We start from the raw sequence: 14,956 nt of genomic DNA on the forward strand, positions 1-14,956 counted from the left end.
ACCACGATCATGACAACACAAAAAACAATTCTCTGCGTTGAGGACGAAGATGACCTCCGGAGCGACATCGCCGAGGAGTTGGAAGCTGCCAATTATCGTGTGCTCCAAGGAGCCAACGGCAGCGAAGCGCTGGCGCTTCTCGAGAATAACCGTCCTGATCTCGTCCTGTGCGACATCACCATGCCGGGCCTGGGCGGCTATGATGTTCTCAAGGCCCTGCGGGAGCAGGGAGGCATGGCAGACGTGCCCTTCATCTTCCTCACGGCTCTGGCCGATCGCAACGACGTCCTGACCGGAAAGCAGGCCGGAGCGGACGATTACCTGGTCAAGCCGATCGATTATGAGATCCTGCTCGCGACCGTGGCCGCCCGTCTCGAGCAAGTGGCTCGGGTACAGACGAGTGCCGTACATCGGGCCGAGGAGTCCTGGCAGGAAGTTTTGAAAGCCTCGCAGGGGCGAACCGTAGATGCCCTCTACAAGGCTACCTTCGCATTCGATCGCTTTCTCGTGGGAGTCGTGATCGTCGACGAGACCGGGGCCGTTCGGGTGATGAACAAGGAGGCGCAACGCATCCTCTCCGAAGAGGATGGCTTGGGCGCATCCCAGGGCGTACTGAAAGGCTCGGTCGCCAAGCAGAACAGCAAGCTCTATACTGCAATCGAGAAGGCCTTCGAGGAGGAAACCCTCGATGAGATCATCTCCTTCCCGCGCCTCTCGGGCGGACGGCCCTACCTCGTCCTGATCCCTGGCCAGCGCTTCTCACCGGAGGAGCGACCCGAGGCCGTGGTGCTGCTCGTCATCGACACGGAGCAGCGCGCCAAGGTTTCCGGCGACACCCTGGTCCGGCTCTACAACCTGACACCCTCGGAGACCCGGGTCGCGCTGATGCTGATCGACGGAAAGCGTTTGGATCAGATCGCCGAGGAGCTCGAGGTGGCCCAGACGACCGTCGTCTTCCATCTCAAGAACCTTTTTGGTGCATATAGGACAACCATGGTAAGGTCCAGCCCCAGAGAGGTTCACGAATGCCAAACGCTTGGGCTTACAAGAGATATTCCGACAAGGTCCAAGAGTTGGGGGACTCGATCCGTCGCCAGACCGATCTCGCCAATGCCTTCGCGAAGCGACACAATCTTACAATTGTCGGCGAGTATGTTGACCGTGGCATCTCAAGCTTCAAAGGAAAAAATGCGAAGAAAGGGGAATTGTTTCGCTACTTTCAGGACGTTGAGTCGGGCCGAATCGGCCCTGGTAGCTGGTTGATTATTGAAGATTTTGATCGACTTGATCGTCGGCAACTGGCCTACGCGTTCCCGTCCTTCTTGGATTTGGTCTCGGAGAAACGCATCATTGTCGGCACCAGCGCGGATGGTCGCGTTTATTCAAAACAGAATATCAACCAGCTTGATGTTGCTCTCACTCTCATCATCAAGCAAATCCTCGCCCATGCTGAGTCCGACAAAAAATCCGAACGCCTGTTCGAGAAATGGGATGAGCGGCGCAAGTTGCGGTTGAAGTCGGCTGTCTGTCCAGGATGGATCATGCTGAACAAGGCGGGTGAGTACGTGTTGCGCGAAGAGCGAGTGCCGACCGTCCGCAGAATCTTCGAACTGGCCGAGACCGGCCTGGGATCGCCCAGCATCGCCCGCATTCTGAACTCCGATCCCTCGACGCCACCGTTCCAGCACAAGCACGGCAATCGTGGCAAGCGATGGAACACTACGACCATTGACAACATCATCACGGGTCGCCGCGTCCTGGGTGAGTTTCAGTATTACAGCACAGCCAATGACGCTCGGGAGCCGGTCGGCGAACCTTTAATCGGATGGTATCCGCCCGTGGTTTCAGAAGCGTTGTGGACGAAAGTCCAGGCGATCCGGAAAACCAAGCCTCTTGGTAGACGGAGTGCCAAACTGTCCAACCTGTTTCAGGGGATCGCGCACTGCCAGTCCTGCAAGGGTCCGATGAGGGTCAAGACGAGTGTTCTGTCCAAAAAACGCACCTCAGGTCGTGATCATTCTTATCTGGTTTGCAGCGACGCTATGGTTGGTAAAGGCTGCGATAGCAAGATGTACTTTCCGCTTGACCTTGTCGAGAACTCCATTCTCGACAACATCCACGAACTCCGGCTGCATCAGCTTTTCGCCGATCCGAAAGTGGCCGAGGAATTGAAGAGTTTAGAAGCGGAGATCGCCACCCATGAGATCAAGATCGCCGAATTGGAGCGGCTGAAATCCAACCTCAACAAGCGCATCGCCACCCTCGATCCGGATGATGCTCTTGGGCAGGAATGGGTATCAGCCGTCCGGACGTACATGGTCGATATCCGCCAGTCTCAGGAAGCCATCAAGGCTCTGGAGCAGCGTCGTCTGATCCTGGCCAGCCGGATTGACCAGAGAACGGATGCGGAAGGCAACGTTCGGGCTCTGAGAGCCGAGATGGCCACCGCTGAAGGTGACGATCTGCTGGTGTTGCGGACGCGGCTCTCCCAAGCAGTGAAGACTTTCATCACAGCCATTGGGTTCGATCCGGTTCGAGGATTCATTGACGTGCGGATCGATGGTGTCGTCGCAATCCCTGAAGGGTTCATCCGGAGCCATCTTTTCGAGGTACGGAGCGGGAAGGGTCGGAACGCCGGTCGCAAGGTCAAATACTTCGGACAGATCACGGTGAGCCTACCGAAAGAAGTCCTGACAGACACCGTAGTTCTTTGACACCGTGCAGAACCGTGCGAGGTTCAGACCGGCTGGAAGTCGCTGCCGGTGAAGCTGTCCCAGCCGTTCAAGATACGATCCGACAGGGCAGGGAGACTGCGTAGCGTCAAACAGGGTGATCTCACCCAGCGCGTCGCAGATCATCGGCTATCTTGAGCAGGCCGTGAACGACACGGTGCAGATGCTTGTTGGTGGTTGTGCTCATCCATACAGCAGCGGGTCATCTCGCCAATAGACCGTCGCCATTCGAATCTCCAAGCCTTCTGAGAGGGTCGGACAGGTCAGGAATTCGTCAAACGGTTTGAGTGAGCACTTTCCGGAACTATCACATTCTCCCCTCACTGGACGAACTTCTCAGAGACCAGCCACGCGATGCCGCAAAGAATTGAGAGCCCCGACATTAGAAAGCCCAGTGCTGTCCAGCGATTAACACGCCTTTCCCAGACATGCGTCAGGTGCTCCACCTCCTCAGACAGGGGAGCCTTCAAGAAGGCGCGGAACTTCGTGATGGCGTATCGGCTACCTACAAGACATGTGACTGCCAGCCATCCTGCGATCAGCGCTACAATCCATAGCAGGTTACTGATTGATCCTGTTGCCACAATACCCTTCACCAAATTCCCACAAGGATGGCGTGTTTGGGAACAAAGATTTTCTTACTAAGCTCGTTCAAGCTGCTTCCCCAGATCGAGGCTGGGGCTCTTTCGGCAACCCTTCAGACCTATACATCCTCAGGTCATCCTCCAGGATGTCACGAAGCCGGATCAGGGTGTCGTGGTGTCGGACCTCGATCTTGGGTGAGCTTACCCTCTCGTCGATCAGCCTCAACAGCGAAAGAATGTCAGCTTCCGGCATGATCCAGCCACGCGTTCTCTGCCGCATGAACGACCCCAGGTTCTCCTGGCCGGAATGTGGCTGTCAAAGCTTGAGTGTTCAAGATGCTGGGCATCTACTGCTGCAAGTCCGCCCGACGAAGGTTCGAGCCGAACATGTACAGGATCAGCAGAAGAACTGATGTTACCACTGAATTCCCTCTGTTCCTCTCGACTGTTGAGAGTCATGCTCTCAGTCAAACTGAAGGGACAACCATCATGCGAAAAGCAGTCATTGCCGCAGCCGGTGTGTTGATCGTCAGTGGGCTGGGAGTGCTGGCCCAGCAGGGTGACCCCATCGCTCAGCGCCAAGCCCTGATGAAGAACAATCAGGAGCAGTTGCGGGCGTTGACCGGGATGGCCCGAGGACAAACACCCTTTAACGCCGCGACAGCCCAAGCCGCCCTCCAGCGGATCGAGCAGAACGCCCGACAAGTACCTGCCTTGTTCCCGGCAGGCTCGCAGCAGGGCAAGACCGATGCTCTGCCGGTGATCTGGGAGCGCAAGGCCGACTTCGACGCTCGCGCAGCCAAGCTCGAACAGGATGCCAAGGCGGCTCAGACCGGGATCACGGATCAGGCCAGCCTACAGGCGGCAGTCCAGCGGGTCGGCCAAAACTGCGGCGGTTGCCATGAGACGTACCGTAGAAAAGAAAGCTGATGAAGCGACCAGGGGCTTGAGGCGAACAGAACCCTTCTCTGGGAGGGGTCGCGATGCGGTATCTCAAGGCTCCCTGGCTCATCCCGGTTGTTGTCACCGGACTTCTGACCCTTGCTCCCGCATGGCGCTCCGCTCCTACCGAGGTTGATCTGGCCCTCGTCCTGGCGGTGGATGTCTCCACCTCCATGGACCCAGACGAACAGAACCTGCAAAGGCAGGGCTATGTGGAAACCTTCCGCTCGCCCCTGGTCCATCAGGCCATCCGCACCGGCATGCTCGGACGCATTGCGGTCACTTACGTGGAATGGGCCGGGGCTCATACTCCAGGCTATCAGAGTGTCATCGTACCCTGGACCGTCTTGGAAACTCCGAAGGAGAGCATCGCCTTTGCTGACCGTCTGGCCCGTGCTCCCACGCGCCGCGTATCGGGGACCTCCATCTCAAAAGCCATTGACTTCAGCATGGCTCTCTTCTCATCCAGTCGCCTCCTGGCTGCACGGCGGGTGATCGACATCTCCGGTGATGGCTCGAACAATCAAGGACGTTTGGTCACGGATGCTCGCGACGAGGCGGTTGCGCGGGGTGTCACGATCAATGGCCTGCCGATCATGCTCAAAGAGCCTGATCGGGGAGAGAATGCGACCTTGGACGCTTATTACCACGACTGCGTGATCGGAGGGGCGAACGCGTTCTTGATCCTGGTGCGCGAGCGCAGGCAATTCCTGAGCGAGACCAGGACCAAGATCGTCCGCGAGATCGCAGATGCGGCTGGACCAGATTCACTAATTCGATCCGTAAGAGGTCGGCCTCTGACCGACTGCGACACCAGCGAGAGTGTCTGGGACGATTTCGCGCCGAACCCTCATGGGCCAGTGTCCGATCCAGGGCGGAAACTGTAGGACTTGGACCTTCAGCGATGCTCCTCGTCAGAGGATTGATCAGCAAGCCTTTTGATCTCGAACACAACCGCCGTGATGAAGGCTGAGGCAACGAGGAGGGTCATAAAGGTCGTGAAGGTCCCATCCTGTATTCCGGGGTTCATCCCAACCAGTGGGATCATTGAAAGCAGGGGAATGCCAAGCGTAATAGCAGCCAGAAGGTAGATCGGATTGGTCGGCTGCTTGGCCAAACGAGCCTTGTGAACACGACACACCGAGGTGTCCTGTGCCAGAGCCTTGATCTTGCTGGAGGCATCCAACAGGCCCGAACTTCCCAATCCTACGGCTTGCTGCTTCATAGTTACAATCCCTTAGGTCTGCGACCTCAGAATTGTGTTGAACAAGCTCGACATTGGCAAGCAAGCCAGATCGACGATAGGTGAATCAAAGGAGGTACTCGCCTCAGTCCTCCGCGCCCTTAGCTTCAGCTGCCGTCCACAACCCTAAAATTACATCGGGATCGGTGATCCTCAGTAGCTCTTCCAGAGAAAATCCCGTTGAGAGGCCATACTGGAGTATCTTCTTCCGGTCGGCTTCGAATGTACCCTGGTCGGCCCATTCTGGCTTCGCGTCGATTAAAGCGTTCATCATGCGCCAGACCCGATGCGAGTGGGATGAGCCAAATACGTGTTCAGACGGAATAACGTTGTTCTCGGTTAGGGCAATCGGATCAGATCGTGTCTGTACAAAATGCTGAATGGCTGAGGAGGCGGTGCCGCTGGGTCCCATAGCCAGTCCTGGATGATGCCGATCCATTTCTACCCCCGCTCGCCGACCTAATAGCTGGATTGGCGCTGCTGCATTGATCGCGCAATCTCGTTAACAAGAGCTAAGGCGAGACCGGACTTACGCCTGACGCGGATCGTTTGAGGAGGCATGAGCCGGGATGGCTGAACGGGCCGTGTGAGCCACTGCTGTCGATGTTGAGCCAATCCGGATTGTTTCCGGATTGGCTGTGTAAGCAGAGGGTTCAAGCAGCCTTCTTCGAGCGACGGCCCTTCGCGGGAGCGGCATCATTGGCAACAGCCTCCACCGGAGCCTTGCCCTTCCTACGCTGCTGACCCAGCCCCATGGTCTTAGCAAGCTCGGAGCGCCCCTTGGCGTAATTCGGTGCAACCATCGGGTAGTCGCGGGGCAATCCCCATTTCTCCCGGTACTGCTCGGGTGTCATGTCGTAGGTCGTGCGCAGATGACGCTTGAGCGACTTGAACGACTTTCCGTCCTCCAGGCAGATGATCGCATCTGGAGTGACCGACTTCTTCACCGGAACAGCCGGGATCAACTCAGCCTGAGGCTCGGTCTGCTGGCCCTGTGTGGTCTTCGTCAGGGCGGCATAGACGGAAGCGAGCAGCGACGGCAAGTCAGCGGCGGGAACCGAGTTGTTGCTGACATAGGCTGAGACGATGTCAGCAGAGAGTTCGATGTAGTTCGGAGCGGTTGCGCTCTCACTCATGGTTTCGTGTCCTCAGACTGCACGGAAACTGGTTCGGGAGGAGAATAGAACAAGATGACGTTCTAACAGGATCAGCAGGAACAGTCCGTGCAGCACAACAAAAGCCTGTGATCTGCGCCGCGCCTATGCCCTTCGACAGAGTTTTGCAAGATCATTTTCCGAGCCCGCCCTGATAAACCGACCGACGATCATTTATATCAGCAACAGGCTACGTGAATGACGCCAATCCTTTGGGATGTATATTGCGGCCCTCCCAAGGTAGATTCTCATCCCATGAGGGTTCGACAGCCAAATTCTTCACGGCTGGGATGAATTTGTTGGTTATGCACGACACAACAATGAGGATTGCTGCTTGAACTTGCCCGACACTATCTACACGGCCTCAACATGGATTGTGCCGATCCTCATCGCCATCACGTTCCACGAAGCGGCCCATGCGTTCGCCGCCTGGAGGTTGGGGGACGATACGGCGCATCGTCTTGGCCGCGTCACCTTCAATCCACTGAAGCATGTGGACGCGTTTGGAACGATCCTGCTTCCCGCCCTGCTCTTCCTGACCAAGGCTCCTTTTCTCTTCGGGTGGGCCAAACCTGTGCCGGTGGCATTCCAGCGGCTTCGTAAGCCGCGCCGCGATATGGCGCTTGTCGCCATTGCTGGCCCGTTGACGAATGTCGTGCTCGCCGTTGTGTCAGCCGCTCTCATTCGTCTTGCGGGGCTGCTGCCAGAGGCCATGGCCCCTTGGTGGGTTCAGACCCTCTACCAGTCGATCCTGCTGAATCTGATCCTCGCGATCTTCAACATGTTCCCCATCCCGCCTCTGGACGGCAGTCGCGTCGTCATGAGCCTTCTGCCGAAGGTTCTGGCGCGGCAATACGCAAAGCTGGAGCGTTTTGGGTTCCTCATCCTCCTCGGGATCGTCTTCCTTCTGCCAATGCTTGGACGGCAGATGGGAACTGATCTGAACGTGTTCCGATGGATGGTCACACTTCCGCTTGCAGGGCTAATGCCGATCTTTCGGGCTATAGCTGGAGTACCGGAGTAGTGGCTGCGGGCGAAGAAGCTGCTTCATAACCGCCCCGGACAGGAACCTCTCTGAATAAGCCTACGTTGGCCGAGATCATGAGAGGTCGTATCGATGAGGAAGATAGCGCTCGCCGCCGCCGTCATGTTCTTCTTTGGCATCGCCGCAGGCTCGACAGAAGCTCAGAGCCGTCCAGGTGGTTGCCTTAAGTATGGACTGGGTGGTGCTGTGGCCGGTCATTTCGCAGGCGGGCATCGGATCAAAGGAGCGCTCGCGGGCTGTGCCCTCGGTATCTATCAGCGCCGACAGTACGAGCGCGAGGTTAGAGAGAAGAACGAAATCAGAAACAGGATTCCGGAGCGCCGACCCGCGCCTATACCGGAACGAGACAACCGCTACGACAACCAGGACCGGAGTGCCAATCGCATTCCCTTGCCTCGCCAGGAGGGCACCAGTCCCTACGAGGACCTTGGCATTGACCTTGGTCGCCGCCCCACCCGTGAACAGGCCACGAGAAGTGAAGATCGTATGGGTGATCGGAACCTGGAACGGGATGGTCACACATCAGGCGGGTTGTTTGCGCGAGGGCAGCAAGAGAGGCGTAGTTGTTTGGAGAACTGGGAGCGGGCTCCCGATCCCAGATTCCAACGGCGCTTTGAGCCCGAGGAGACCGGCAGCTTTCCTCAGGCGAATGGCCAAGTCTACTGACCTCGATGGATACGGTCGAGAACGTGAACCAGGGGACCAGAAGCATGATCGCTATGGCAAAGAACCCATGAATGAGCCTTTGACCATAAACCACAGCCCTTGAAAATATGGGAACTCCAGTCCTGGCCCTTTGTTGGCCCGACATACTCACACTATTAAGAAGGTCGGTCAGATGATGTGTCCATTCTGCAAGCAAGAGGTCGATGAACCCTGCCAGAACACAGTGGAGATGCAGCGGCGAGCAGATCAGTCTGAGCGATGCAATCACGCTCTGAAAAGCCTGACAGGAATCGTATTCGGCTAACCGTTGCGCTTATGCTCTGCCGCAGAGGCGGGCTTTGCCGCAATCATCCAGTGACCCTGATGCCACTCCCACCGGATACGGCCCGTGCCTATGTCGGTGACGCAGCAGGGTACAGTGTTGGCGGTGTTCTCAGCCATACACAGCCTCTCCGTATTCGCGCATGGACCTCGGATCAGTCCCCGTCTGGAGTTCGGTCCGGTGCCGGGATATCGGCATCGCCATAGCCACGCCGCCCGTAGAGCTTGACCTTCGAAGTCGGTGCGGGACGGTCCTCCAGCATCCGCACGGCTTTCCAGACCGAGTTGACAACCCTCTGAATAGGACTAAGCGGCGTTTTGCTCATGGTCGGTTCGCCTCCCCGATAGAGTCGTCCGCTTGCGGGTGAAATACCAAACCGCAGCAGCGATCACGATGGCAAGCAGAACCCACCACCACGTGGCGATGCCACCCACAGGCGCTGCGGCTGCATCGCCAGGAGGCGTTGCTGGGGTTGTCTGAGCCAGAACCAACGAGGATGAGAGGGAAAGCAGGGCAGTCCCTGCGAGAGAGGCGGATAGAACATCGCGCATGTGTTCCTCCTTGTTTCTTCCCAATGAGAGGCAGAAGGTCATGGAGCTAATAACGGAACGCCATCCGATCCATCAGATGCTGTAACTCAGCCAGCCTCTGAACATAGGGAGTGCGTTCTCTCTGATAGCGCTCCGCAAGTTGGGCAGCGAACCGCGTCTTGATGGCCTCAGGGCCTGCCCATTCCTGAAGCTGCTCCTGATCACTGTGGTAGCGAAGCTCGATATCCGCCAATGCCGCCAGGGTGCTCTGTAGCTGGGGCAGCAAGTCGTCTGGATACGAGGAGCATTGCATCGACGAAGCAGAAGCCGGTCGCGCGGTAGAGGTACGCGGCATTAAACACCCTCCCTCTTCTCAGAATTGAGGGGAGCATAGCACCATTCTGGTCCAGGGTAACTCGGGTATCGAATGGGAGGCCGAGGGTGATCATTTATTGAGGCTTTGGCTGAGCCGCTTTAATCACGCAGTCAGGCTCAGGTTCGAGATGGGGATACCGAGTTCTTGCCCGAATGAGGCTTCCTCACACGACTGAAGCTGGGTCGATGAGTTGGATAGGCTCTGCGGGGTGGATCGCAGAAACTGCATGCTTGTAGACGACTTGCGTCCCATTGCCTCGGACAAGCTGTAAAGTGAAGTTGTCAAACGATCTGATCTGACCCTGTAGCCTAATCCCATTCGCCAGAAAGACGGTGACTTCCAATCTGTGATCGCGGACGTGCTTCAGGAATGTGTCTTGAAGGGCTGAGGTGCTTTGTGCCGTCAACTGCCTGTTCCTTCTGCAACCGCCCCTCACCAGGATGCCGCTCCATGTCTCACAGCAGTATCAGCCTGATGTCAGTCGGGCCAATGGGCGCTTTCGAGTAGGCTCCGTCTGTTCCGCGAACGAACGGGCTGGCTGACTGGCAACCGTAGGTGTATGGTGAACCTGTCGCCAAGGTGGAGCACAGCCATGGCCCACAGCGCTCGCAGTCACCGTCACCCACCGCTGCAAGGCAGGGTCTGCAACCAGCCTGCATGGCACCGGCTGAGGCGCTTGCGGCATCTGCATCCGCTGTCCCACGAGCGCCAGATTGCGCTCGTCCGCAGAACCCGCCGCGCCCGTCCAGCCACGCAACGAACCCGCGCCCGTCCCTTGGGCACTGCCCTGGAGAAGCAGATGCTTCATCTGCTGCCGAACCTACGGGCGTTCGCCTTCTCTCTGACCAACGATCCTGTCAGGGTCGATGATCTGGTGCAGGATACCTTCCTCCGCGCATGGGCTAACATTGACCGCTTCGAGTGCGGCAGTAATCTTGGCGCATGGCTGTTCACGATCCTGCGCCATGCTTTCTATACCGAGTACCGCAAGCGCAGGCATGAGGTGGAGGACCCCATTGGCGTTCACGCAGCCCGCCTCAAGGTGCTTCCAGATCAGGATGCGGCTCTGACGATGGCCGAGCTTCGCGCGGCTCTGGCACACCTGCCTCACGAATCCCGCGAGGCTCTTCTGCTGGTGGGTGCGGAGGGGATGACCTATGAGGAGGTAGCGCGGGTCCAAGGAGTTGCTGTCGGCACGATCAAGAGTCGGGTTCACCGCGCTCGCACCCAGCTTGCAGGGTTGTTGCAGATGAGGAGCCGTCACGAGATCGGCCCCGATCAGGTGATGCAAGCTGCCTTGCAGGAGCCTACGAGCCTGTTGTCGTAGTGAGAAGCCCCGAGGGGCAGGCTGGGAGCCTTATTGAGGAAGAAGCAGGTTTAGTAGCGGCGCGCAGCCATTCTAATCTCGTCCAACAAGGTATCTGCGGGGATCGGATGAGGCAGAAAACATCCGTTGCCGGGAACCTCGTCGGGCCGAAGATGACGCACCTGTTCTGAGGTCAGGACCAGCCCCACCCCAGGCCAGCGGTCATGGATGTACCGGCCCAGATCAACGCCGCCTGCTGGGCTGGAGATGTCAGCCAGGAGAACGTCTACATCATCTCGCGCTTCCAACGTTGCCCATACCTCGTTCGGGTCTTGAACCGAGATCACCTCAAAGTCGGCCTTCACCAGGATTGAGATCGTCGAGGCGCTCCTTTGCGCTGTCTCAAGAAGAAGGACCTTGGGCTGCTTTGCTGTGGGACGTGTCATCGAACTCACCGTCGTGTCCTGAAACAGGCCCGTCTCAGCATCAAGGTTGATGCTGAGACGGGCCGGAACAGCGTAGAGTGGGAATATGCAGAACCACTTAAGTAGTTCCCGGCCTGCTGCCAGAGCCTGTGACAAGTTGCACACCTGACGAGAAGGGGCCGACGCAAGTGCTGATCATGATCAGATTTGACGAGCCCATAGCTGCTCATTTGTGGTAAGAAGCAGGAAATCAGCGCACAACTCTAAAGCCGTTCAGGCGAGACGTACTGCCCAGACCAGCCCATCCCCCGTTCTAAGCCTGCCCATGATGGTCACCCTCCGACCGGCTCGTTCAGCCGACTACCCCTTCGCTCTCCATCTGTATGTACAAACGATCAAACCCTTGGCCACTGCCTGGATGGGGTGGGTGGATGAGGAGCAAGAAGTGCAGTTCGCCAGCCTGTGGCGTCCTACCGATACCCGGATCATAGTCCTTGATGGCGAGGAGATCGGCTGGGTGGAGTTCCGACAGACAGGGGAGGAACTCTTTCTGAAGCAATTGTATATCTCTCCCGCTTATCAGCGGAAGGGGATTGGCTCCCAAGTCATGCAGCTTCTGGAGGAGCGGTCTGGGACGGTGAAGTCGATGGCGCTGTTTGTGCTGAAGAATAATCCCGCTTTTCGCTTTTATCAGCGACATGGCTTTGAGGTCGCTCACGAGACCCACAGCACACTTGTGATGCGCCGCGCGATGGGTGAAGCAGCCTGACTCACCAGACAGCCGCATAGGCTTGCAGGAGCCTGAAGTGTAACTACCCTCCCAAAAGGTACCATGCGGAACGATCACGCATGGGCGGGGTGCTCCTCGACGAGCGTTCCAATCAGGCGCAGCAATTCTTGCTGTTCTGGGCCGTTGCCTCGGCTCAGGAAGGAAGGGAGGTCCTCATGTTCCACGTGCCCACCCGAGGCCACATTGGCTTCGTGATGGATGAACAAAACCCCTGAAGGATCACGGATCAAACACCAGCGGTCGGCACTTAAGCTTTCATAGAACTTGCGCGCCTTTTTCATGGGGGCTCCTGTCGGATCGGCCAACGTTTCTAACGTGCCTCGTTTTGGCAGAACGCAGAAAGTGGCTTCTAAGTCCCTTCTAAACTTCAGCCGATGCTGCGGGCAGCCACCGCGAATAAAATGCGCCCGCAGAGGGCGCTTGAGGTTCCATCCCGTAGGGACGACGGAGCAGGTGAGTTCACGAAAGGAGTGGATCAGCCCGTTGCCTGAAGGTCGTCCGCCACGGCTGACGACAGGTGGCTCTGGAGTTCGGCAATCAGTGCCACATAAGGCTGACGCCGTTCGCGGTGCCGCCGCTTCAGGTTGTCGATGATCTGCCTCCTCAGCACAGGATCAGTTCTGCCGCGCTCAACCCGCTGCATCTCATGCTGGTGCTCAAAGTCGAGGTTGGACAGGGTACGTGACGTGCTCTGCAACAAGGCACGAAGATCGAACGGCTGCTCAGCACCAATGATCAGGCGGTTCAGTGCAGAGGAGAGGTGCTGATGGTTCTGCATTGTGACCTCCGATGGATTGGGCTGAGCCGCACCCGTGTTCAGGTGCTTAAGCTCAGCCCATGCCCATTCTCAGGAAACGGTTCATCCCTAAACAGTCCTGCTTCAGCATACAGTAGTCATGTTGCGGCTCTCGCCTACCTCTGAATGGAATTTGAGGTAGGTGTCAGCCCGTGCAGCCAGGATGTTTGCTGAAGACGCGCGGGGAAATACTGAACAATGCACCCTGCGTCTGTCTGAAATCCGACAGAACGGATAACTCTTTCGTATATGTCAGCTTGCCGCAGCAGGATAATGTCCTGTCCCAGCGACAGTTGTACGATAAAAGCCTTGGTGTGTGGAGTTCATGCTTGAACGAGGGAGGAAGCCATGCGTATCCACGCCATTGTTGCCGCTACCTGTGTGTGCCTCTCGGTTCCTGCCATGGCACAGGACAAGGCCACCATCCAGAGCCTGAACGACAAGTTCGCCCAAGCCTTCAATGCGGGCGATGCGGCAGGAGTTGCCGCCCTTTACACAGAGGAGGCTGTCATCCTGCCGCCTGGGGCCGAGATGATGAAGGGCAGGAGTGCCATTCAGGCGTTCTGGAAGGGTGCTGCGGAGCAGCTTGGCAATGGCAAGCTGACGACTGTTGAAGTGAAGCCGCTGGGGAGCGACAGAGCCCTTGAGATAGGCACCTTCTCGTTCCGGACAAAAGCATCACAGCCGCAGGAGATCACCGGCAAGTATGTAGTGGTCTGGAAGAAAGTCGGAAACGATTGGAAGCTCGCCACCGATATCTGGAACACGAACAAGTAGCTCTTCGGCTCACACCTGCCAACACTTGTCCGGGGATAGATTGATTTAGGTGTCGCAACAATGATGCCGTGAGTTTGTGGGAGTGTCCCGTGACAAATGCTCGTCCAGTTGATCAGGTTGAGGTGCATGTCCTCGTGGACAACGTGACCGACAGCCTCTCCACAGTTCCAAGCCATGTTGAGAACGAGTGGAGCTATCTGTGGCGGAACGGGATGAAAAGGCTGTCGGGCCGCTGCATCTGCTGCGCTGCCCATGGCCTGTCGTGCCTGATTACGGCCTATCGTGGCGAGAGGCGACACACGATCCTTTTCGACACAGGGCCAGAGGAGGATGTCTTCGAACGTAACGTCTCGCGTCTTGGAATCGACCTTGGCACTGTTGAAGGCATCGTCCTCTCTCACGGACACTGGGACCATGCAGGCGGAATGCTTCGGGCGCTCGACCTCATTCGCGAGCGCAATCGCGGGCGGGAGGTCCCGTTCTACGCCCATCCCGGTATGTACGCGACCCGTGCCATGAAGCAGCCGGATGGCAGCATGCGGCTGATGGAAGACGTTCCCAGTGTTGAAGCCCTGACAGCACACGGCGCACAGGTGGTCAACACGACGGAGCCCCAGAGCCTCTCAGAGGGAATGTTCTATGTGAGTGGGGAAATCCCGCGCGTGACCGCCTTCGAGCATGGCCTTCCAGGTCAGCACCGCCAGGAGGATGGTGGCTGGGAGCCCGATCCACTAATTATGGATGAACGCTGGGTCGCAGTTAACGTGAAAGACAAGGGCCTGATCGTGTTCACGGCCTGCTCGCATGCTGGGGTGGTCAATGTCCTCAAACATGCTCAGGACTGCTTTCCCGGTGAGCCGCTCCACGCGGTCGTGGGTGGCTTTCACCTCTCGGGTGGAAACGAAAAGATCATCCCTGAGACAGTCGAGGGCATGAGAGCGTTCGGCCTGAAGACGATAGCCGCCGCCCATTGCACCGGTTGGCGAGCTAATCTGGCATTAACGCAGGCGTTCGGTGAACCGGTGGTCGCGCCCTCAGCGGTGGGTAAGAGATATACATTCTGATGCAGCGTCTTGATGCTGCGTTACAGACTCGGAGGTGGTTCGTGAGGGCGTCCCGGCAAATGGCATTAACGCCAGACCACATCGCGCAGGTCCACCGTGTATTGGATGATCCGGGTCCAGACCCGAGTTGGACCTACCATAGCGAGGAGGATTACGACGCAGTCGTGCAGACGCTGCTAACCTCGCGTCCAAAGGGGCCTGACA

The 14,956-nt window shown here is 57.6% G+C and carries 19 protein-coding genes and 1 pseudogene; 9 read left to right on the top strand and 11 right to left on the bottom strand.

The genetic code is table 11. The features are described from left to right. Window positions 1–9 precede the first annotated feature (9 nt). From AC0QTX_RS14625 to AC0QTX_RS14640, 4 genes and pseudogenes are all read left to right on the top strand, one after another. A pseudogene (locus AC0QTX_RS14625) lies at window positions 10–963 on the top strand (response regulator); the annotation flags it as partial. A 62-nt stretch (window positions 964–1,025) separates the two neighbouring features. After that, on the top strand, window positions 1,026–2,714 hold the full coding sequence (locus tag AC0QTX_RS14630; protein ID WP_474604545.1) for a recombinase family protein: 1,689 nt from the start codon (window positions 1,026–1,028) through the stop codon (window positions 2,712–2,714). Between the two features lie 938 nt (window positions 2,715–3,652). Continuing rightward, entirely contained in the window at window positions 3,653–4,246 is a 594-nt protein-coding gene (locus AC0QTX_RS14635) for a c-type cytochrome (protein WP_474604546.1), read from the top strand. Window positions 4,247–4,299: 53 nt separating this feature from the next. Continuing rightward, window positions 4,300–5,145: a DUF1194 domain-containing protein gene (locus tag AC0QTX_RS14640; RefSeq protein WP_474604547.1), complete on the top strand. Its 846-nt coding sequence runs from the start codon at window positions 4,300–4,302 to the stop codon at window positions 5,143–5,145. Window positions 5,146–5,156: 11 nt separating this feature from the next. Here the strand turns inward: AC0QTX_RS14640 and AC0QTX_RS14645 are convergent, their stop codons facing one another. From AC0QTX_RS14645 to AC0QTX_RS14655, 3 genes are all read right to left on the bottom strand, one after another. Then, window positions 5,157–5,483: a hypothetical protein gene (locus AC0QTX_RS14645; RefSeq protein ID WP_474604548.1), complete on the bottom strand. Its 327-nt coding sequence runs from the start codon at window positions 5,481–5,483 to the stop codon at window positions 5,157–5,159. 103 nt (window positions 5,484–5,586) lie between these two features. After that, the gene (locus AC0QTX_RS14650; RefSeq protein WP_474604549.1) at window positions 5,587–5,940 is read right to left on the bottom strand and encodes a hypothetical protein; all 354 of its coding nucleotides are present in this window, start codon (window positions 5,938–5,940) and stop codon (window positions 5,587–5,589) included. A 214-nt stretch (window positions 5,941–6,154) separates the two neighbouring features. Further along, window positions 6,155–6,637, bottom strand: a complete 483-nt coding sequence (locus AC0QTX_RS14655) for a Ros/MucR family transcriptional regulator (RefSeq protein ID WP_474604550.1) — start codon at window positions 6,635–6,637, stop codon at window positions 6,155–6,157. Window positions 6,638–6,989: 352 nt separating this feature from the next. On the opposite strand from AC0QTX_RS14655, the gene AC0QTX_RS14660 reads away from it, so the two are divergent. Further along, window positions 6,990–7,679 (top strand): site-2 protease family protein, encoded by a 690-nt coding sequence (locus AC0QTX_RS14660; RefSeq protein WP_474604551.1) that lies wholly within the window; start codon window positions 6,990–6,992, stop codon window positions 7,677–7,679. Window positions 7,680–7,754: 75 nt separating this feature from the next. Here AC0QTX_RS14660 and AC0QTX_RS14665 read toward each other — a convergent pair whose 3' ends face one another. From AC0QTX_RS14665 to hfq, 5 genes are all read right to left on the bottom strand, one after another. Next, a complete protein-coding gene (locus AC0QTX_RS14665) occupies window positions 7,755–8,219 on the bottom strand; it encodes a hypothetical protein (RefSeq protein WP_474604552.1) in 465 nt (154 codons plus the stop codon). Window positions 8,220–8,842: 623 nt separating this feature from the next. Beyond that, the gene (locus AC0QTX_RS14670; RefSeq protein ID WP_474604553.1) at window positions 8,843–9,013 is read right to left on the bottom strand and encodes a hypothetical protein; all 171 of its coding nucleotides are present in this window, start codon (window positions 9,011–9,013) and stop codon (window positions 8,843–8,845) included. Next, window positions 8,994–9,239 (bottom strand): hypothetical protein, encoded by a 246-nt coding sequence (locus tag AC0QTX_RS14675; RefSeq protein WP_474604554.1) that lies wholly within the window; start codon window positions 9,237–9,239, stop codon window positions 8,994–8,996. Before AC0QTX_RS14675 ends, AC0QTX_RS14670 begins: the two co-directional genes overlap by 20 nt. 46 nt (window positions 9,240–9,285) lie before the next feature. After that, window positions 9,286–9,573: a hypothetical protein gene (locus tag AC0QTX_RS14680; protein ID WP_474604555.1), complete on the bottom strand. Its 288-nt coding sequence runs from the start codon at window positions 9,571–9,573 to the stop codon at window positions 9,286–9,288. Window positions 9,574–9,757: 184 nt separating this feature from the next. Continuing rightward, window positions 9,758–10,030, bottom strand: coding sequence for an RNA chaperone Hfq (gene hfq / locus AC0QTX_RS14685; protein ID WP_474604556.1), 273 nt, complete (start codon window positions 10,028–10,030; stop codon window positions 9,758–9,760). 156 nt (window positions 10,031–10,186) lie between these two features. Between hfq and AC0QTX_RS14690 the strand changes: the two genes are divergently transcribed. Continuing rightward, on the top strand, window positions 10,187–10,921 hold the full coding sequence (locus tag AC0QTX_RS14690; protein WP_474604557.1) for a sigma-70 family RNA polymerase sigma factor: 735 nt from the start codon (window positions 10,187–10,189) through the stop codon (window positions 10,919–10,921). Between the two features lie 50 nt (window positions 10,922–10,971). On the opposite strand, the gene AC0QTX_RS14695 is transcribed toward AC0QTX_RS14690, so the two are convergent. Then, a complete protein-coding gene (locus AC0QTX_RS14695; protein WP_474604558.1) occupies window positions 10,972–11,346 on the bottom strand; it encodes a response regulator in 375 nt (124 codons plus the stop codon). A gap of 304 nt (window positions 11,347–11,650) precedes the next feature. Between AC0QTX_RS14695 and AC0QTX_RS14700 the strand changes: the two genes are divergently transcribed. Further along, entirely contained in the window at window positions 11,651–12,094 is a 444-nt protein-coding gene (locus AC0QTX_RS14700; protein ID WP_474604559.1) for an N-acetyltransferase family protein, read from the top strand. Window positions 12,095–12,168: 74 nt separating this feature from the next. Here AC0QTX_RS14700 and AC0QTX_RS14705 read toward each other — a convergent pair whose 3' ends face one another. Then, window positions 12,169–12,396, bottom strand: a complete 228-nt coding sequence (locus tag AC0QTX_RS14705) for a hypothetical protein (RefSeq protein WP_474604560.1) — start codon at window positions 12,394–12,396, stop codon at window positions 12,169–12,171. A 194-nt stretch (window positions 12,397–12,590) separates the two neighbouring features. Beyond that, window positions 12,591–12,893, bottom strand: a complete 303-nt coding sequence (locus AC0QTX_RS14710; RefSeq protein ID WP_474604561.1) for a hypothetical protein — start codon at window positions 12,891–12,893, stop codon at window positions 12,591–12,593. 366 nt (window positions 12,894–13,259) lie between these two features. Here AC0QTX_RS14710 and AC0QTX_RS14715 point away from each other — a divergent pair, with 366 nt between their 5' ends. Together AC0QTX_RS14715 and AC0QTX_RS14720 are read left to right on the top strand one after the other, a co-directional pair. Continuing rightward, entirely contained in the window at window positions 13,260–13,688 is a 429-nt protein-coding gene (locus tag AC0QTX_RS14715; protein WP_474604562.1) for a YybH family protein, read from the top strand. 89 nt (window positions 13,689–13,777) lie between these two features. Beyond that, window positions 13,778–14,752: an MBL fold metallo-hydrolase gene (locus AC0QTX_RS14720; protein WP_474604563.1), complete on the top strand. Its 975-nt coding sequence runs from the start codon at window positions 13,778–13,780 to the stop codon at window positions 14,750–14,752. Window positions 14,753–14,956 lie beyond the last annotated feature (204 nt).

The organism is Microvirga sp. jy35, from assembly GCF_056148915.1.